Source organism: Flavobacterium sp. NLM (assembly GCF_002210235.1).
Classification (GTDB): Bacteria; Bacteroidota; Bacteroidia; order Flavobacteriales; family Flavobacteriaceae; genus Flavobacterium; species Flavobacterium panici.
In genome coordinates this window covers 1-19166 of record NZ_LIAC01000011.1, presented here as the reverse complement: position 1 = coordinate 19166, position 19166 = coordinate 1, and the positions used below count along the sequence as shown (strand labels likewise).

Annotated in this window: 25 protein-coding genes; 24 read left to right on the top strand and 1 reads right to left on the bottom strand. The window is 33.2% G+C overall.

All coding sequences use genetic code 11. The annotated features are described in order from the left end of the window. The first annotated feature begins 9 nt into the window (after positions 1–9). The 4 genes from APR43_RS14810 (at position 10) to lpdA (ending at position 5472) form a co-directional block, all read left to right on the top strand. Positions 10–1329, top strand: a complete 1320-nt coding sequence (locus APR43_RS14810) for a RagB/SusD family nutrient uptake outer membrane protein (RefSeq protein WP_053471708.1) — start codon at positions 10–12, stop codon at positions 1327–1329. A gap of 530 nt (positions 1330–1859) precedes the next feature. Continuing rightward, a complete protein-coding gene (locus tag APR43_RS14805) occupies positions 1860–2624 on the top strand; it encodes a LytR/AlgR family response regulator transcription factor (protein WP_053471709.1) in 765 nt (254 codons plus the stop codon). 236 nt (positions 2625–2860) lie between these two features. After that, the gene (locus tag APR43_RS14800) at positions 2861–3445 is read left to right on the top strand and encodes an HNH endonuclease (protein ID WP_053471817.1); all 585 of its coding nucleotides are present in this window, start codon (positions 2861–2863) and stop codon (positions 3443–3445) included. A 638-nt stretch (positions 3446–4083) separates the two neighbouring features. Next, entirely contained in the window at positions 4084–5472 is a 1389-nt protein-coding gene (lpdA, locus tag APR43_RS14795) for a dihydrolipoyl dehydrogenase (RefSeq protein ID WP_053471710.1), read from the top strand. A gap of 423 nt (positions 5473–5895) precedes the next feature. Here lpdA and APR43_RS14785 read toward each other — a convergent pair whose 3' ends face one another. Further along, positions 5896–6114, bottom strand: coding sequence for a helix-turn-helix domain-containing protein (locus APR43_RS14785; protein WP_053471712.1), 219 nt, complete (start codon positions 6112–6114; stop codon positions 5896–5898). Between the two features lie 253 nt (positions 6115–6367). On the opposite strand from APR43_RS14785, the gene APR43_RS14780 reads away from it, so the two are divergent. The 20 genes from APR43_RS14780 (at position 6368) to APR43_RS14685 (ending at position 18870) form a co-directional block, all read left to right on the top strand. Continuing rightward, a complete protein-coding gene (locus tag APR43_RS14780; RefSeq protein ID WP_053471713.1) occupies positions 6368–6556 on the top strand; it encodes a SymE family type I addiction module toxin in 189 nt (62 codons plus the stop codon). Positions 6557–6813: 257 nt separating this feature from the next. Next, positions 6814–7767, top strand: a complete 954-nt coding sequence (locus tag APR43_RS14775) for an SPFH domain-containing protein (protein WP_053471714.1) — start codon at positions 6814–6816, stop codon at positions 7765–7767. Further along, entirely contained in the window at positions 7767–8009 is a 243-nt protein-coding gene (locus APR43_RS14770; protein ID WP_053471715.1) for a hypothetical protein, read from the top strand. Before APR43_RS14775 ends, APR43_RS14770 begins: the two co-directional genes overlap by 1 nt. An 11-nt stretch (positions 8010–8020) precedes the next feature. Further along, positions 8021–8974, top strand: coding sequence for a hypothetical protein (locus tag APR43_RS14765; RefSeq protein WP_053471716.1), 954 nt, complete (start codon positions 8021–8023; stop codon positions 8972–8974). Between the two features lie 27 nt (positions 8975–9001). Beyond that, the gene (locus APR43_RS14760) at positions 9002–9976 is read left to right on the top strand and encodes a DUF6620 family protein (RefSeq protein ID WP_053471717.1); all 975 of its coding nucleotides are present in this window, start codon (positions 9002–9004) and stop codon (positions 9974–9976) included. A 104-nt stretch (positions 9977–10080) separates the two neighbouring features. After that, on the top strand, positions 10081–10827 hold the full coding sequence (locus APR43_RS14755) for a DUF2314 domain-containing protein (RefSeq protein WP_053471718.1): 747 nt from the start codon (positions 10081–10083) through the stop codon (positions 10825–10827). A gap of 127 nt (positions 10828–10954) precedes the next feature. Further along, a complete protein-coding gene (locus APR43_RS14750) occupies positions 10955–11464 on the top strand; it encodes a TPM domain-containing protein (protein ID WP_053471719.1) in 510 nt (169 codons plus the stop codon). A gap of 56 nt (positions 11465–11520) precedes the next feature. Further along, a complete protein-coding gene (locus tag APR43_RS14745; protein ID WP_053471720.1) occupies positions 11521–12168 on the top strand; it encodes a suppressor of fused domain protein in 648 nt (215 codons plus the stop codon). Positions 12169–12279: 111 nt separating this feature from the next. Beyond that, positions 12280–13182: an arginase family protein gene (locus APR43_RS14740; protein WP_053471721.1), complete on the top strand. Its 903-nt coding sequence runs from the start codon at positions 12280–12282 to the stop codon at positions 13180–13182. A 101-nt stretch (positions 13183–13283) separates the two neighbouring features. After that, on the top strand, positions 13284–13658 hold the full coding sequence (locus APR43_RS14735; protein WP_053471722.1) for a YdeI/OmpD-associated family protein: 375 nt from the start codon (positions 13284–13286) through the stop codon (positions 13656–13658). A 60-nt stretch (positions 13659–13718) separates the two neighbouring features. Beyond that, positions 13719–14150, top strand: a complete 432-nt coding sequence (locus APR43_RS14730) for a GNAT family N-acetyltransferase (protein ID WP_053471723.1) — start codon at positions 13719–13721, stop codon at positions 14148–14150. Positions 14151–14161: 11 nt separating this feature from the next. Then, positions 14162–14551, top strand: coding sequence for a DUF1801 domain-containing protein (locus APR43_RS14725; RefSeq protein WP_053471724.1), 390 nt, complete (start codon positions 14162–14164; stop codon positions 14549–14551). An 82-nt stretch (positions 14552–14633) separates the two neighbouring features. Then, positions 14634–15047: a hypothetical protein gene (locus tag APR43_RS14720; protein WP_053471725.1), complete on the top strand. Its 414-nt coding sequence runs from the start codon at positions 14634–14636 to the stop codon at positions 15045–15047. Positions 15048–15189: 142 nt separating this feature from the next. Further along, positions 15190–15729, top strand: coding sequence for a hypothetical protein (locus APR43_RS14715; protein WP_053471726.1), 540 nt, complete (start codon positions 15190–15192; stop codon positions 15727–15729). Positions 15730–15732: 3 nt separating this feature from the next. Next, the gene (locus tag APR43_RS14710) at positions 15733–15939 is read left to right on the top strand and encodes a helix-turn-helix domain-containing protein (protein WP_053471727.1); all 207 of its coding nucleotides are present in this window, start codon (positions 15733–15735) and stop codon (positions 15937–15939) included. A gap of 85 nt (positions 15940–16024) precedes the next feature. Continuing rightward, complete coding sequence (locus APR43_RS14705; RefSeq protein WP_053471728.1) at positions 16025–16621, top strand: NAD(P)H-dependent oxidoreductase; 597 nt, start codon at positions 16025–16027, stop codon at positions 16619–16621. Between the two features lie 40 nt (positions 16622–16661). Beyond that, positions 16662–17261 carry a hypothetical protein gene (locus APR43_RS14700; protein WP_053471729.1) on the top strand — a complete coding sequence of 200 codons (600 nt, stop codon included), beginning with the start codon at positions 16662–16664 and terminating at the stop codon, positions 17259–17261. A gap of 108 nt (positions 17262–17369) precedes the next feature. Continuing rightward, positions 17370–17708: a nuclear transport factor 2 family protein gene (locus APR43_RS14695; RefSeq protein WP_082356414.1), complete on the top strand. Its 339-nt coding sequence runs from the start codon at positions 17370–17372 to the stop codon at positions 17706–17708. Positions 17709–17766: 58 nt separating this feature from the next. Beyond that, positions 17767–18231, top strand: a complete 465-nt coding sequence (locus APR43_RS14690; protein WP_053471731.1) for a cbb3-type cytochrome c oxidase subunit I — start codon at positions 17767–17769, stop codon at positions 18229–18231. Positions 18232–18384: 153 nt separating this feature from the next. Further along, positions 18385–18870, top strand: a complete 486-nt coding sequence (locus APR43_RS14685) for an SRPBCC family protein (RefSeq protein WP_053471732.1) — start codon at positions 18385–18387, stop codon at positions 18868–18870. The last annotated feature ends 296 nt before the right edge of the window (positions 18871–19166 follow it).

Here is a 19166-nt window from a genome sequence, read left to right as displayed (position 1 = left end):
AAAATAAAGATGAAAAAATTCTCAAAATATATACTACTTTTTGCTGCAGCACTTGCAGTAACAAGCTGTGATGACTATCTGGATATCCAACCAGTTGGTCGTGTTATCCCGGAAACATTAGAGCAGTACCGCGCAGTTTTAACAAAAGGATACGACGTATATCCTGAACACAAATCATTAACGGCAGTTCGTACAGACGAATTAACGATGAATGAATTTAGTGATGACGTAACATACTATAGAGATATTTATATTTGGAAAGATGCAAATCCGGATCGTATTACAACTACTTTTCAATATGCAGATTTATACAAAACTATCTTTTATACGAACGTAATCATTAACGAAGCGTCTAAAAAATTAGATGTATCTCCAGAAAGAAACCAGTTAGTTGGAGAAGCGTACGCTTTAAGAGCAATGGCTTACTTTGATTTAATTAACCTTTTCGGAAAACCTTACAATGCAGCAACAGCAGGTTCAGACAAAGGAGTTCCTTTAGCGTTAGAGATTGATTTAGAGCAGGCTTTCGTACCTCAGACAGTAGAAGTGATTTACAATCAAATTATTTCTGATACTCAGGAAGCTGAAAAATTCATCAACAAAGATTCTCAAACAAAAGGTTTAAACTACCGTTTCTCTAAAGTTGCTTTATACAGTTTAGAAAGCCGTATTTATTTATATGTACAACAATGGCAAAAATCGCTTGACGCTGCAAACAAAGCGTTAGCAATTAACAACGCTTTAGTTGATTTAAAGGCTACACCTGTATTTGCAACAAAATATGATTCAAAAGAATCTATTTTAGCTCTTGAAGATGGTTTAATAAACAACTTAAAAGGTGCCGTTTATGCTTCGCCAGATTTAATTGCTGCTTACAGCAAAACGACTGATTTACGTTTTCCTCTTTATTTCTTAGCAAGCGGAAGCCGTTACAGAATTCAAAAAGGTGGAAATATTGATCAAAAATGTTCTTTCAGAACTTCTGAGTTATATTTAACAAAAGCAGAAACTTCATTAAAGCTGAACAATATTGCTGATGCTAAAACAACTGTTTTAAGTTTCATCAAAAACAGATATACAGCAGCTGCTTATGTACAACTTGAAATTGAAGTTAACGCAATGAATGCTGCAGATTTAACAAATTTCATTTACGAAGAAAGACACCGTGAGTTTGCTGTTGAAGGACAGCGTTGGTTTGATTTGAGAAGAACATCTCAAAAACAAATCGTTCACACTTTTGACGGTGATAATTATACATTGATACAAAACGATCCGCGATATACCATTATTTACCCGGCAGACGCGAGATTAAACAATCCCAATCTATAAATACCTATTGTTTTTTTTAAAAGAGGTCCAGTTGCAAAGCTGGGCCTCTTTTGCATTTATTTACATCAAGAACATTGTGAACGGTTTCAAACGTTAGAACACAATAAATCACGGTTCGTTTCCTGTGGTTGAAACCACAGGCTATATTTAAAATAAAAATTAAATTTTGATTAAAGCTTAAATAAACATAGCCCGTGGTTTCAATCACGGGAACACGATATAATCACAATCCATATCCCATAGTTGAAACCACAGGCTATATTTGAAATAGAAACATTGAATTTTCATTAACAATTTAATAAACATAACCCGTGGTTTCAACCACGGGAACACAATATAATCACAATCCATAACCCACAGTTGAAACCACAAGTAATATGTGAAACATAACAAAAAAGATTAAATAACAACAAAACTGCAAACTCCTATAAAAACTTGTTGTAAAAAAACTATAGACAATTATATTTGCAAAATCATTTAAGAGCTTCTCACTTAAAAATGAAACTTTTTAACTTTATCTCAAAAGGAAAATGAAAATTGCCATTGTCGAAGACGAATATCTTGCATCCACTTACCTAAAGTCAATTTTAGAGCAGCAGGACATTTTACAGATAGCCGAAATTGCAGTTTTAAAATCTGTAAAAGAAGCAGTCGATTTTTTTAAACAAAACAATGTCGACTTAGCCTTTATGGACATTCATTTGGGCGATGGAAAAAGTCTTGAAATATTTGAGAAAGCCACAATCTCCTGCCCTGTCATTTTTGTTACCGCTTATGATTCTTATGCCATTTCGGTTTTCAAACACTTTACAATTGATTATCTTTTAAAACCTTTTGAAGAACAAGAACTATTAGAAGCCCTAACCAAATTCAAAAAAATAAAAGACAGTTTTAATGCCGATGCAACCCTGCAATCTTTAGTTGCTATCGAAAATCCTGAAACAAATAAAATTCAGCGTCATTTTTTAGTAAATCACGGTTATAAACTAATTTCAGTAAACGAATCTGAAATTACTTATTTTGCTGCATCAGGAAAGCACTTATTTATATATGTAAAATCAGGAAACAGTTATTTATACAATAGCACGATTACTGATATTATAAATAGCCTCGATCCTTTTATCTTTTTCAAAATAAACAGAAAATATATCGTACACCGAAATATTATAAAAGAAGTTGTAAAACATTCACATCAAAAAATCGAACTCATTCTTACCGTTCCTCCTATCGAAAACGACCCGATAATCATCAGTAAAAAAGAAATAAATAATTTCAAAAACTGGCTCGATCAATAAAAATTATTATTTCTTAAATACTAAAAATGCTAAAATTTACGCTTTCGTAGAAGATTGAAAACTGCATAATTCACAATTTGAAGTTTTAAACTGACCAAATAAGTGTCAAAATCATTCTAAAAAGTTAAAATAGCGTTATAAGAATCATAAAGTTGATATTATGTAACTTAGAGTATAACTTTCTTCATTTCATAATTCTTTATCTTTGAGAGACAAAAATTTAAATGAAAAAGAAAATGCCACACAACAGATTTTATCCTAACGAAGAATTCAAAGAAATAGAAATAAACGCATCATTACAACTTAAATACGCAATTTCAAACAGAGGAAGATTAATAAGCTTTACAGACGAAATTGAAAACGGCCGAATCCTTAAAGGCGGTTTAAGCGATGGATATCCTACTTTTAGATTTAAGGTTAAAAAAGATGACAAAATCATTAACAAATATTTATTTCTCTACAAATTAGTTGCCCAATATTTTCTTCCAAAACAATCAGAAGATCAAACCTATGTTCTGCATCTCGATTACAACCGAAGCAACGATGATATCAGCAATTTACGCTGGGCAACAAAACAAGAAATGATGGCGCACAGCCGCAAAAGTCCGCGTGTGATTCAGGCGAAGAAAAACCTGATCGAACACAACTTAAAAGCCGACGGACGAAAATTAACAACGACAAAAGTCATGTTGATCAAAAAAATACTGGCAAGACCAGAACAAAAAACACGTCTTAAAATGATCGCTAAACAATTCGGCGTAAGCGAAATGCAGATCCGCAGAATTGCCAGCGGCGAAAACTGGGGACACGTGAAGGTTTAATTATTAATTGTAAATGGTGAATTGTTAATGGCTGATAATGCTTAATTAATAATTTACAATTAACAATTCACCATTTATAATTTACAATTATTTTGTCAGGCTGAGCGAAGTCGAAGCCCGCGCAAAGCTCTTCCATATAGTTTCATAACAACAAAATATATAGCCACAGATTATACAGATTAAACGGATTTTAAAAATCTTTTTAATCCTGATAATCTGTGGCCTTTATTATTATTTAATAATTTCTGTCACTCTGAGCGAAGTCGAAGCCCCGCGCAAAGTACTTCCATATAGTTTCATAACAACAAAATATATAACCACAGATTACACAGATTAAACGGATTTTAAAAATCTTTTTAATCCTGATAATCTGTGGCTTTATTATTATTTAATAATTTCTGTCACTCTGAGCGAAGTCGAAGAGCTTTTTTACAAGGAGCAGGGCTTCGACTTCGCTCAGCCTGACAAATGAATCAATATTTCAAATTTTCCACATTTTACCTTTTTACTTTTTTACATGATACTCTTTTTAAAATAAATCATTAAATTCGCAAGCACAAATAACAAAAGAAAATCGACAAGTGAGTTTCGGAATCTATAAACCTCATTTTCGATAGTTAATACTAAAAACACAAAAAATGAAATACGACGTTATTGTTTTAGGAAGTGGTCCTGGAGGATATGTAACAGCGATTAGAGCTTCACAATTAGGCTTTAAAGTAGCTGTAGTTGAAAAAGAAAACCTTGGTGGTGTATGTTTAAACTGGGGATGTATCCCAACAAAAGCATTATTAAAATCAGCTCAGGTTTTTGATTATTTAAAACACGCTTCTGACTACGGATTAAAAGTTTCTGAATTCGATAAAGATTTTCCTGCTGTTGTTCAACGCAGCCGTGGTGTTGCAGAAGGAATGAGCAAAGGTGTTCAATTCCTAATGAAAAAAAACAAAATTGACGTTATCGAAGGTTTTGGGAAACTAAAACCAGGAAAAAAACTTGACGTTACAGATAAAGATAATAAAGTTACTGAATACAGCGCTGATCATATCATCATCGCAACCGGAGCTCGCTCTCGTGAGTTACCAAACTTACCTCAAGACGGTGTAAAAGTAATTGGTTACCGTCAGGCAATGACATTACCAACACAGCCAAAATCTATGATTATTGTAGGTTCTGGAGCAATTGGAGTTGAGTTTGCTCATTTCTACAACTCAATGGGAACAGATGTTACTATCGTAGAATTTATGCCAAACGTAGTTCCTGTAGAAGACGAAGATATCTCAAAACAATTTGAGCGTTCTTTGAAAAAAGCCGGAATTAAAGTAATGACAAGCTCATCTGTTGAGCGTATTGACACAACTGGTGCAGGAGTAAAAGCATTTGTTAAAACTGCAAAAGGAGAAGAAGTTCTTGAAGCTGACATCGTACTTTCGGCAGTTGGAATCAAAACAAACATTGAAAATATTGGTTTAGAAGAAGTTGGAATCGCTGTTGACAAAGATAAAATCTTAGTAAACGCTTACAACGAAACTAACATTCCTGGATACTACGCAATTGGAGACGTTACTCCAGGTCAGGCTTTAGCTCACGTAGCTTCTGCAGAAGGAATTAACTGTGTAGAAAAAATTAAAGGACTTCACGTACAGCCAATCGATTACGGAAACGTTCCGGGTTGTACTTACGCAACTCCAGAAATTGCTTCTGTAGGTTTAACAGAAAAACAAGCAAAAGAAAAAGGTTACGAATTAAAAATTGGTAAATTCCCATTCTCAGCTTCAGGAAAAGCAAAAGCTGCAGGAACTCCAGACGGATTCGTAAAAGTAATCTTTGATGCTAAATACGGAGAATGGTTAGGATGCCACATGATTGGTGCTGGTGTTACAGATATGATTGCAGAAGCAGTTGTAGCTCGTAAACTAGAAACTACAGGTCATGAAATCCTTAAATCAATCCACCCTCACCCAACAATGAGCGAGGCAGTTATGGAAGCTGTAGCAGATGCTTACGGCGAAGTAATTCACTTGTAAAAATATACCGTTTTACGGTCATATATAATTTTCAATTTAAAAATCCGATTTGTGAAAGCAAGTCGGATTTTTTATTTTGTCATTTCGACCGAAGCGAAAAATCGCACAAGAAATTCCGCAAAGAAACTCTACAAAGTAAATCCCCCAATCTTGTCATTTCGACGAAGGAGAAATCTTCGCGAGAAACTCCGTATAGAATATCCTCAATCTTTGTCGAGTTACTTGCGGAGATTTCTCCTTCGTCGAAATGACAATACTTTGTCTTAAAATCAGATTTGTAAAAATAAGTCGTTTCTTTATGGCGTGTCCCTCCGGGTCAGGCTGTCCGCTATATCTTTTATGGCGAACCCCGCCATAAAAGGATGCCGCTCCCATCCTTCACGCACAGTAGTTTTCAAAAGATAAATAATAAATTATAGGTAATTATGATACATCAACAAGCTTTGATAAAGAAATCTCTAAAGCTGTTGCAACTTCCAACAAAGTATAAAGTGTCGGATTAACTTTTCCGTTTTCTAATTTTTCTATAGATTGACGGTCTTTATTACATGCTCTAGCCAAATCTGACTGACTCCATCCCTTAACTTCTCGTAATTCAATAATTCGTTGACCTATTTTCTTTTTTAGTATATCACGTGTCATAAATCAAATGTCATATAATTTGCTGACAATTTTGTCATATAAAAAGCTTACAGCTTAATTTTTATGCATATATTTGTCGTATAATTATATGACAATAGGAAATTCTAGAAACTAATATCTGAGTTTTGTAATTTCGACCGAAGGGAGAAATCGCACAAGAAACTCCACAAAGCAAATCGCCAATCTTTGTCGATTAACGAGTGCGATTTCTCGTTCCTCGAAATGACAATACTTTATCTTAACAACAACAACAATGAACAACGAGAGAAAACTAAAAATTCACACCAAATTCCAAAAAAGAACATACAAACACATTACAATTCCATCAATAATACTGGAAGGCAAATGGCTTGAAAAACTTGGATTTAAAAAAGGCGAAATTGTAATTGTTGAGCAAGAAGAAAATAAACTCATAATTACTAATGGAAATAAGAAAAACTAAATTCAATGTTTTGTCATTCCGAGGAACGAGGAATCGCACTCGTATATCCACAAAGAAGCTCCGTAAACAAAATCGCCAATCTTTGGCGATATACGAGTGCAATTTCTCTCCCGAAGTTTCGGGATCGAAATGACAATACTTTAACTAAAAATCATAAACTTTAAAATTTATAAAGAAAAATTTGTTAAAAACTTCACATTAAAAAATATTGAAGTCGTCTTATAATTCTTATTTTTATTCTTTATAAATAAGATTTTATGACATTACCTTTTATAGAAATAATTGAAGCCACAACAAGTGATCCTAATTTACTAATGTGGAAATTTTATGATGAAGATAAAGAAATAAAAAACGGAGCAAAACTAACCGTTCGCGAAAGTCAGCATGTAATGCTTTTAAACGAAGGTCAGCTTGCCGATATATATTCGCCGGGACTTCACACTTTATCTACAGAAAATATCCCGATTTTAAGCAAGCTGAAAGGCTGGAAATACGGCTTTGAAAGTCCGTTTAAAGTCGATGTTTATTTTTTCAACACGCATCAATTCATCAATAATAAATGGGGAACTCCCGCTCCTATTCTGTTAAACGATCCACAATTTGGGCAAATCAGAATTCGTGCTTTCGGAAGTTTCGACATTCAAATTGTCGACGTTGCCAAATTCTTCCGTCAATATGCCGGAACGTATCAGCAGCTTACCATTTTTGAATTGCAAAACCAATTACGAGATTTCGTTGCACCAAAATTTGGAGAAGTTCTAGCAAACGAAAACATCACCGTTACCGACATTGCCGGAAATATTACCCAATTGGGCAAAAAAATCGAACCGTATCTTAAACCTTATTTCCTTCAGTTTGGGATTGAATTAACGCAGTTTGTAATCACCAGCGTTACATTGCCTGAAGAAGTTACGGCACATTACGACAAAATCACCAATATGAATATGGTAACCGATATGGATAAATTTACCAAATTCAATACTGCAACCGCAATTGGCGATAAAGGAACCGCGCTTCACGATGCAACCCAAAACGCATTAAGCATGGGAATTCTTCTCAATCAATTACAGCAAAATAAAGAAACACCAAAAGAAGAAGTAAAAGACGATTTAACATCTAAGCTTCAAAAACTAAAATCTTTATTTGACGCCGGTTTAATCGACGAAGACGAATTCAAAACAAAAAAATCCGAATTATTAAGCCAATTATAATGGAAGAGAAAAAAGTCAATTCGTTTTTAGACAGACTAAAACAAAAAGCTCAAAACCAAACTAATTATGGCGGTGAAATGGAAATCAACGATGCCAAAATGAATGCAAAGGACTGTCCAAACTGCGGCGCCGGAAGAGCAAAACAAGACGGCGTAACGCATTGTGCTTATTGCGGATTTGAGTTTATAACCGTAAAACTTACGGACGGAGTTTATATCAAAAAAGAAGATAATTCAATTTAAAATCATATCACGTGTTCGGACTATTTAATAAATCAAAAGACCCAGAAAAAAACGAAGGAAGTAAAGAAACATTTCCAGAATGGTACGCAGAACTTCAGGAATCACAACAAAGATGGTTTGCGTTTTTAGAAAAACTCGAAGCAAAAATGGAAGAACTGGCAACAGCCTCAATTCCAGAATTGAAACAGCTTTTACAAGAAGATGAAGATCTTTATAAAAGAACTTTTCACAGAGTTTTTTCCGGTATAAATGGCCAGTTAAACAACATTAGAGACAAAGCCAGAGATACATACGAAGAAAAAATAAGCCGTATTTATTACGATCTCGATTCACAGATTTCTGTTTTAGATAAACATCATGATTTACTTTCAGATTTTAGAAGCGCTTGTTCAGATCGATACAATGATTTTGACGACAAATTTGATTATTGGAGAAAACAAATCGAAAAAACTCAGGAACGTGATCTTGAAATCGAATACAAAAAAATATTAGACGAATACGAAGCCATTAAAAACAAATTCAGCTGTACACAATGCGGCGGAAATATTGAAATCGAAAAAATCTTTTTAATCGAAACCTATATTTCATGTCCGTATTGTCAAACGCAAAATACGTTTGCGCCAAGTACACAAGGCCGAAATTTACAAAACATTGCACGAGGACTTGCTGAACAAAGAACCGCTCATTTATACGAAGCTTTTGAAACCGAAGATAAAAAAGAGCGTGAATTGTATCACCAACGTCACGAATTAAGTCTGAGCAAAATACACGAATCAGACAAAAAAGTGCTGAGTGAAATTCAGGCAAAAATGGACGATCTCGAAGAACAAAGGCAATTTGTAATTAAAAATGCTCCAAAACTTTATCAGGTTTATCTGCGCGCCATGTATGACGAGTGGAATAAAATTACGCCAGATTTAAAAGAGCACAACGAAAAAATGTATCAAAATCAAGTACCCAATTAATAATTATTAATCCTTAAAAATCAACAAATGTTTAAAAAACTTTTTGGAGCTCTAACTGGAGACAACAAACAAGAAAATCAAAATTACGAGCAGACACAAACATCAAATGAAAGTCATGAAGATAATTATGAAGATAACTACGAAAATGAATATCAGGAAGTAGAATACGATCCGGAGACTTTACACGGAACGCATTATGATGTTGAAGATTTTGATGCCGAAGTTGCAGAAAGAGCCGAAGCATGGATTGCAGACGAACGCGCAAGCGGAGAAAACCTTGACGAAAAAGACATTCAAAACATATATTTCAATTACAGAAGAACGGTTTATACAGAATGGAACAATTGCGACTCAGACCAAATGATTCGTTTTGAGCACGCAAATTCTTTAAAATACAGCGGAGTTCAAACTTCGGGATTTGTAAAAGTAGACGAAAACAATCCGTTTCTTGAGCCAGTTCACGGTGTAGATTTAAGAACCTATACAGCAATGTGCCTTAAAATTAGTGCAGGAGTTGATTATCTTGAAGTTTGCAAAGCAATGGGCTTCGAATCTGTAGTTTGGGAAGAATTAAACACAATCTGGCCGCAACGTATGGGCGAAGATACTTCGTTTACCGTTACAACTTTATTCGGACAATATTATGCTGAAAACGTAACTGTTCCGCAATTAGAAAACCTTAAAGCTGAAATTTCAGAAGAAGGAGCAGCAAATTTGGAAAGAATTAGAACAGACCGCTATTTCTACGAAGAATTGGCCGGAGCAAGACAAGCTGCTTACGAATACGGAATCGATGGTGCACAATGGATTTTAGAGAACTTTGGAATCAACCTTGCCGATTTCCAATCGGTAGCAATGCAGTGGATGACAGAACAAAACCAAAACTGGAATTCAGCAGATATCACAGAATTTCATGATTATCAACAAGCAAAACAAAAAGAATATGCTGCAAAATTTGCTGCAGAACAAGGCGGAAATATCGCAGATGATGTGAATTTCTAAATTGATTTCTTTTAAGTATAAAAAAACCGATTTGCCAAAACAAATCGGTTTTTTATTCGTTTAAATTTAACTGTATTTCAAAAGTCACTTTAAAAATATATACAATGGAAAACACACCCATTTTTTTCGCCGATGGAGAAAATCCAAAAATGATCGAAGCTTTCAAAAAAGCGCAGGAAACCTTTAAATATTTCTGGAGAGAATTATCCTGGGAATACCGCAGAATAATTCCCGGACTAGATGTTGCTTGTGTAAAACTGGCTTTCACTCAGGAAATAGACGGAGAAACTGTAGTGGAACATATGTGGATTAACGATGTGAATTTTGATGGCGAAACTATCTATGGCGTTTTGGTGAATCAGCCAAGTGAATTAACCAATGTCAATAATGGAGACGAAGTACAAATTCCAATCAACCAAATCAGTGACTGGCTATTTGCAATTGGAGGAAAAACATATGGAGCATTTACCATTCAGGCAATGCGTTCCGAAATGAGCGACGACGAAAGAGAAAGTCATGATGAAGCCTGGGGATTAGATTTTGGAGATTTCAACGATATTTTAGTCGTTAACGAGCAAAAAGAAAAACCGGAGAATCTTATAGAACATCCTATGAGCAAAAACATGAAAGACAGTCTTATTGACTTTGTAAAGAATAATCCCGAAGAAGTGAGCGCGCAAGATGAATTAGGTTATACTTTTTTACATAGAGAAGCAGTTGCAGGAAATCTTACTTCGGTAGAAATATTATTAGAATCAGGAGCAGATAAAAATGTAAAAACTGCCAGCGGAAAAACAGCACTCGATTTTGCAAAACAATTAAATTGGGAACATTTAATTCCTGTATTATAATATTTTTATTCAAAATCCGATTTGTAAAACAGATCGGTTTTTTTCTTTACATAAATATTAATTTATCTTTTTATCCTAAACCAATAATGTGGTATTTTTGCAGCACCAAATCTAATCTTCGCCTGCGATGAAAAAAATATTTTTCCTTATAATAATCTTGTTCCCCGCAAGTATAATATTTTCTCAAACAAAAAAAGAAAACACAGTTACTGAAGCTCAAAATGTTTTTTCAAGACCTTATGACTATGTAAATGATTTCGAAAAAATCTTAAATCCAGATCAAATCACAAACCTCACAAATACTTTAAAGGCATTTGAAAAACAATTTCTGTACAAAATTACAGTTGTAACAACTTCCACAATACAGCCTTATACCTCTTTCCCTGATTATTCATTAGAATTAGACAAATATCTGGCAAAAGATCCAAAACTAGATCCAACAATTCTAATCGTAGTAAGCAAAGAATTAAGACAAATTCAGGTTCAAAGTATTGATCTTATTCGTTATAAACTAAGCGATAACGATACCCAAAATATCATTACAACCTATGCCGTTCCCGAATTTAAAAAAGGAGATTATGGCAAAGGTTTAGAACTTGCCGTCGATCAAATTATGAATAAATTAAAAACATATTAATTATTCTTTTAACGAAAAATCTTATATTGTATTCGTTTTAATCATAAAAAGAAAGTATGACATTAGAAGAATACAAAAAACAATTTTCAGAAGATGATGCTGTAGGATGGCTTGAAATCGATAAAGAATTTGAACGTCTTTATCCAGATCAGGAACCTAAACATTTTGCTCCGGCCATAAGTTATATGATTGGCGGAGAACATCCGCTGGACGGCGTAAGCATTTACGAAAGCAAAAAACAAACAGATCATTTTCACTTTGTAACCTACGGATTTTCTGAATTGTATTATGACGAAAATAAAATCGAAGATGAATTTAGCAAATGGGGATTTGAACTTACTTTTAGGCTAAAACCTTTTGCAGAAGACAACGGAAACCCAAGCTGGGTAATTGCTCTTTTACAAAACATTGCAAAATATGTTTTTGACAGCGGCAACTGGTTTGAAGAATTTCATTATATGCCCGCAAACGGCCCTATAAGACTCGATACCGAAACGGATATTACAGCTTTAGTAATAGTTGCCGATCCTGAAATCGAAAAGAAACAAACTCCGCACGGTGAACTTTCGTTTTTACAAATAGTGGGAATAACTTCTGCTGAATACGAAGCCATAAAAGAAAATCCCGCAACGGTCGAAGAATTGGTAAACAAACTAAAAGAAAACAATCCGCTGTTAATTACAGATTTAACGAGAAAATCATAAAATATCAAAAATCCGATTGGTGAAAACAAATCGGATTTTTTGATTTCCGTCTGTTAAAAATAATCTACACCAGCATTAATTTTAATAACTTTATCGGTAAATAATAACGCTATGAAAGAAATATGCATTGTTGAATTCACTTCTAATTTAGGCTTAAAAGAACCCCAAACAGGAAAAGAACCAGGCGTAAATCGTTTGCCGGATTGGTTATGGAAACATAATCTGCATAAAGCAATTAATCCCAAAAACATCATAAGGGTTGACCCTCCAAAATATTCCAATATAAAAGATCCCGAAACCAATATTCTCAACGCAGATTCATTAGTTACCTACGCCAGAGAACAAGCCTATTTAATAAACAATTTACTGAGTGCCAATAAATTCCCGTTTATTTTGGGCGGCGATTGCAGTATTCTTTTAGGCCCCGCAATGGCTTTAAAACAAAAAGGCAATTATGGCTTATTTTATCTTGACGGTCATACTGATTTTATGGATGTTTCGCTGTCTGAAACCGGCGGCGTTGGCGGAATGGCAGCTTCAATTGTTACCGGAAACGGACATCAAAAACTAACCAATATCCTTAATTTATCTCCTTATATAAAAGAAGAAAATCTTTGGTGCGTTGGCAATCGCGAATACGATGATGAATACGAAAACGAAATTAGAAAATCTTCTGCAACATATATAAGTCTTCAGGAATTGAGAAAACAAGGTATTAAAAATGCTGTGAAAACATTTCTATCAGAAGTTGAAAACAAAAACTTAGATGGTTTCTGGCTTCATATCGATGTCGATGTTCTTAACGACGATGTTATGCCGTGCGTAGACAGCAGAACACCAGACGGTTTGACCTATAATGAATTTAATGAACTTACCTCCTATTTATTTGAAAGTAAAAAACTAAGCGGACTTGAAATTACGATTCTCGATCCGGATTTAGACGAAACCGGAAAACATACCAAAGATTTCGTAAACAATATCACGGTTACTTTTAACAAACATTTCAATACTTGATTTAAAAACATAAACACCAAATAATCAATATTTTAATATTATTTTTACTACTGACAAACCGTTGTCACAATGCCATTTTACCTTTACTAAAAATAAGATTTATGGAAACGAAAGACGGAAAATTAGCAGTTTATGCCGAAACCAGAGCAGACTGGCGCAAATGGCTGACAGAAAACAGTGTAAATGAAAAATCAGTTTGGCTGATTTTATTTCATAAAAAAAGCAAAACTAAAAGTGTAAATTTAATCGAAGCTACAGAAGAAGCCCTTTGTTTTGGCTGGATCGACAGTTTGTGCAAAAAACGCGACGGCGAAAGTTATTATCTTACTTTTTCGCATCGCAGCCCAAAAACCAGCAAATGGAGCAAACCCAACATAGAAAGAGCCGAACGCATGATTAAAGAAAACTTAATGACCGAATACGGACAAAAGTTAATCGACATTGCCAAAGAACAAGGAAAGTGGATAACGGATTAATAGAATAATTTGGGTGTTCCTATGGATCATTTTTAAAACAAAATTCAACAACCCGATTTGATGAAAATAACAGAAATTACAAAAAGTGATTTTGAACCTTTAAAAATCCTGTTTTTAAAAGAAAGACAAAGAACATTTTCGTGGCTTGATACATCAGAATTTAAATTAGACGATTTTGAAAAACATACGCAGGGAGAATATATTTTAGTGGCACATATTAATGAAATTCCGGTTGGTTTTATTTCGATTTGGATGCCAAATAGTTTCATTCACCATCTATATGTTGACCAAGAATATCAAGGCCAGAAAATTGGAACCGAATTATTGAAAGCAGCCATTCAAAAAACTAAATTTCCGCTCACTTTAAAATGTTTAGAAAACAATATCAAAGCCGTTGAGTTTTATAACAAAACAGGATTTATAGAAAAAGAAAAAGGACGCTCTGAAAATGGAACCTACATTTTATTTGAGCTTTCAAAAGATATTAATTAAAATTCAAAACCATGAATAAGGAAATCCAGGCATACAACGACTCACAAAACGCTGAAGACAAAAAAATATGTGATATTTTAAGTGTAGAAATTAACGATTTCCTGCAAGAAGCCGAAAGCAAAATCTGGCATAGGCATCCGGTTTGGTTTTTAGACGGAAATCCTGTTGCTGGTTACAGTAAATTAAAAGATTCTGTGAGACTGCTTTTTTGGAGCGGACAATCTTTTGAGGAAAGCGGACTTCAAAATGAAGGAAGTTTTAAAGCCGCCGAAGCACGTTATACAAACTCAGATCAAATCAATATCGACGATCTAAAAAGATGGCTTGATAAAGCCAGAAACATTCAATGGGATTATAAAAATATCGTGAAACGCAAAGGTGTTTTAATTCGGTTGAAATAACTTTAACCATTCTTAAAATACTTTAACGCAACCTTTTAACATTTTTTTCATCTATAAATAAATTAATCTAAAATTAAAACCGATGAAAAAATATTTACTTCTCCTTATTTTAATTGCATTCTCTTCCTGTAATGATAATGATGATAATCACTCTGCCGAAAATCGCTTAGAAGGCAAATGGAGCTGGGTTCGCACTTATGGCGGATTTGGAGGACCAACTAGTTCAGAAACATCAGATCAAAAAGTTATAATTGAAATCTCAAATTCTACAATTAAAACCTATATAAATGGAAATCTGTCCCAACAGCAGAAATTTTTTATCATAACAAAAAAATCTGTTTTTGGCGGAGACAGAAAAATGATTGTTATTGATAAAGGCGACTTCATTACGCAAGAATATTATTTTGACAGGTCATTTGAGTTTCATGGCAATAAACTGTATTTAATACAAGAATGTATTGATTGCTCTACATCAGAATATGAACGCGTCAAATAATTGTAATTTGTTAATTATGAATTGTTAATTCAAAACTCAATTAAGTTAATAATCAATAATTAACAATTAATATTTAATAAATTTTTATCGATAAACAATAAATTACTATATTTGTTGCATACTTATTTTAAATCAAAATATTATGTCAACAAGATCAACTTACATTTTAAAGCTCCTATACGTAGTGTCATGGATTGCTTTTATTGGGCTTTGTATAAAAGCAGGAACACTTTTAGCCTCTTACGGGATTAGTATGTTTATCAGCGAAGTTGGAGCAAAAAACCTGCAGTTAGGTTTAGATTTATCTTCCTTAAAAGCGTACGACGTTGTCGATTACTCTATTATGGTTTTCTCTATTACGGTAATTACAATTTTAGAAGCTTTGGTGTTTTATTCTGTCATTCAAATTTTCCTGAAGATTAATTTTGTTAGTCCGTTTCATGAAACAATTGGAAAACTGATCCAGAAAATGAGCGGATTCTCCTTACTTGTTGGCATCTTTAGCAACATAACCGTTAATTATTCCCAAAAATTTACTGCAATGGGAATTCAGCTTCCCAATCTTACCGAACATATTGGTCTTGGAGATGCGTTCTTCTTTTTTGCCGGAATTTTATATTTTATCTCACAGCTTTTTGCAAAAGGAATCGAACTTCAAAAAGAAAGCGAATTAACCATATAAGTTATGCCAATTATAGTAAATTTAGATGTAATGATGGCGAAACGAAAAATGTCATTAAATGAACTTTCAGAAAAAGTTGATTTGACCCTATCCAATCTTTCCATATTAAAAACTGGCAAAGCAAAAGCCGTTCGTTTCAGTACACTCGAAGCAATCTGCAAAGTTCTGGAGTGCCAGCCGGGAGATATTTTAGAGTTTGTCGAAGAATAAGGAATTTATATTTTATTCGTAATTTCGTATCAAAGAGAACTTTAGGTTCTCTTTTTTGATTTAATAACTTTCTAAAACCATCAAAATGAATATCTTAATCGTATACAGCCATCCGAGTAAAAAGTCTTATACATTTCAGGTTTTAGAACAATTAAAATCTGCAATAGCAAAACAAAACTGGAATTTTGAAGTTTCAGATTTATACGCTTCTAATTTTCAAAGCGATATGTCTGAAGAAGAATATGAAAGAGAAGGTTTTGCAAAACTTAATCTTCCCATTCCTAAAGACGTTTTAGCAGAACAGCAAAAAATCGAAAAAGCCGATTGTATTATTTTTCTATATCCCGTTTGGTGGAGCGATTGTCCCGCAAAACTAAAAGGCTGGTTCGACCGCGTTTTTTCGGTTGGATATGCTTACGGACAAACCGACGATTTTCCGAAAATGAAAATAATTCCGTTTGGACTTGTAATCTGCACCGCCGGACATCCAAATGCTTTTTTAACCGAAATTAAAATGGCACAAAGTATGGAAACCATAATGCTCGAAGATCGTTTGGGAAAACGTTTTGAAAATAAAGAAATGCTGATTCTGGGCGGAACTTTAGATTTGGAAAATGTGATGGAAAATCATTTTTTGCAGATCGAAAATATATGTAAGATAATAAAGCAGCATCTCATTTAAATCAATTATTTTAGAACCCAAATTAAAAATTAATTTAAGAATGGCAGTAAAGAAAAGTGTATTAGAAAAGATGTCTGATGCTGAATTAGAAAAATATATTAAACCACAAACTACATTTGTTCCCGAAGCCACTAAAATTGCCTTTGAAATACTTAAAAAAAGAGGGCATCAATTTTCAGAAAAAGAAATAGATTCGATTAATTTACTGATTAATAAAAAGGAAGAAAAAAAAATACGTCCTATACATGAAAATCATATAAAATCATCAAATTTTATTTTTTTTTCAATAGCCATAGGGGCAATAAACTTACTTTTAGCTATGAAATATGCAGAAACAAAAACTGAATTTATTTCCTCTATCGTAGCTTTTATTTTTGTTGCAATTCTCGGATACTTAGTTCGAAAAGGTTATAATTTAAAAGTGTTTCTTTTAGTAATGTTCTCTATTGGATTACTAGGCTCAATCCCTAGTTTAATTTCTGATTTGACCTATTTTCCATTGAACGGGATTTTAAGTCTTTCTCAAACAATATTGCAACTTTGGGCTATAATTTTTCTATTTATGATTCCAAAGGAATTTGAAAGTATAAAAAATAACGAATTTGAATTATGGCTTTCTGGCAAAAATGAAGAAGATTAGAAAATCTGAAATGCCTAATTGTAAACAATTATCAATGAACCAAAGATAAATGCTGATAAAATTTTAGATGAATTAAATAAAGTTGAAAATAAAATAGAACCTTAAACAATGACAATAGAAGAAATAATGGACATTCAAATGTCAGCATTTAACAATAGATCCATACAACACATGATGCCTTTGTACAGTGATGATATTAAAGTTTATAATTTTCAAGATCTTACATTAGCTATAAACGGCAAAAAAGAATGTGAAGAAATGTTTATCAACCTTTTTAAACAATCTCCAAATTTGAATGCCGAAATAATAAAATCCATTTTTTTTGATAACAAAGTAATACTTCACGAATATGTTTCGGGCCGAAATGGAGATGAAACTAAAAAAGAACAAGTCGTTATTTTTGAAGTAACAAATCAAAAAATAAGCAGAATGGATATAATGAGATAATTATCTTTTTTATATTCGTTTAAGATAAAAAATATTTTCTATAAAACCAACTTATTTTATGACTTTTCAAAAAATAAAAGCTTACCACCTATTCTGGATTACTGCTACAATAATTTTATTAATCGGAATAGCTGGGATAAATAATCCAGACAGCACTTTAGATATTAATGTTCATGACACATATTTTGTAATTGCTCACATTCATATTGCCGTTGTTCTTTCTTTGCTCTACTTTTTAATGGGACTTGGATATTGGTTTATTCAAAAAGTATTTAAAAAACAACTTATAAAATATTTAACCGCAATACATATTGTTATTTTGATAGGAAGTTTTATCAGTTACTGGCTTTTAATGCTTTATTTTAAACTATTTCCAACAGATGCTTTTCCATTATTTGACGATTACCAATTAGTGAATATGCTTTTAGTAAGCCAGCTTTTACTTATTATTTTTATTGCCACGCCGCTATATATTATTAATTTACTAATTGCATTATTCAGCAAAAAGAAAGTGAATAATTAACCATAAAGTTGAAAAATCTAAAATCAACAATCTAAAATCAACAATCTAAAATCAAAAACATCTGTCCGAAATACACCTCACAATTGTCTTATTAAAACCTAACTTATTGATTTTTAAAGAATAAATTTGATATACAACTTAAAAACCATAAAAATGAGTGCATCAGATTTTACTACAGCAATATTAGTCAATCAATCTCCGGAGGAAGTTTTTAATGCCGTTACAAACGTGCGCGGCTGGTGGTCTGAAGAAATTGAAGGAAATACAGCCAAACAAAATGATGAATTTAATTATCATTATGAAGATATTCACCGTTGCAAAATTAAATTGACAGAAGTAATTCCGAATCAAAAAATTGTCTGGCTGGTTGAAGAAAACTATTTCAAATTTACCGAAGACAAAACCGAATGGACCGGAACAAAACCAACTTTTGAAATCACAGAAAAAGACGGAAAAACAGAACTTCGTTTCACCCATTTTGGTTTAAACCAAGAATACGAATGCTTCGAAATTTGCCGTGACGCCTGGACAAATTATATTCAAAACAGTCTTAAAAAACTAATAGAAACCGGAAAAGGCGAACCAAACGCAACCGGAAAACCCCAAACCGAAAACGAAAAGAAATTATCTCAAAATTAAGGGATCAATTTGGCCCGCGGATTTTACGGATGAAACGGATTTTCGCAGTTTATTTTAAAATATGCCACAGATTAAAAGGATTAAAATGATTAAAAAAAATCTGGGCTAATCCTTTAAATCTGTGGCAAAAAAAAAAAAAGCAACCAGTGAAAACCCGTTTCATCCGTAAAACCCGTGGGCAAAAGCAAAACATTAAAAACTTAGCATCTTAGTAACTTAGAATCTTAGCAACTCTTTAGGCTACAACAATAGTAGATTTGGCTACATCCATCTTTTTGATGTTACGCAACTTTGTA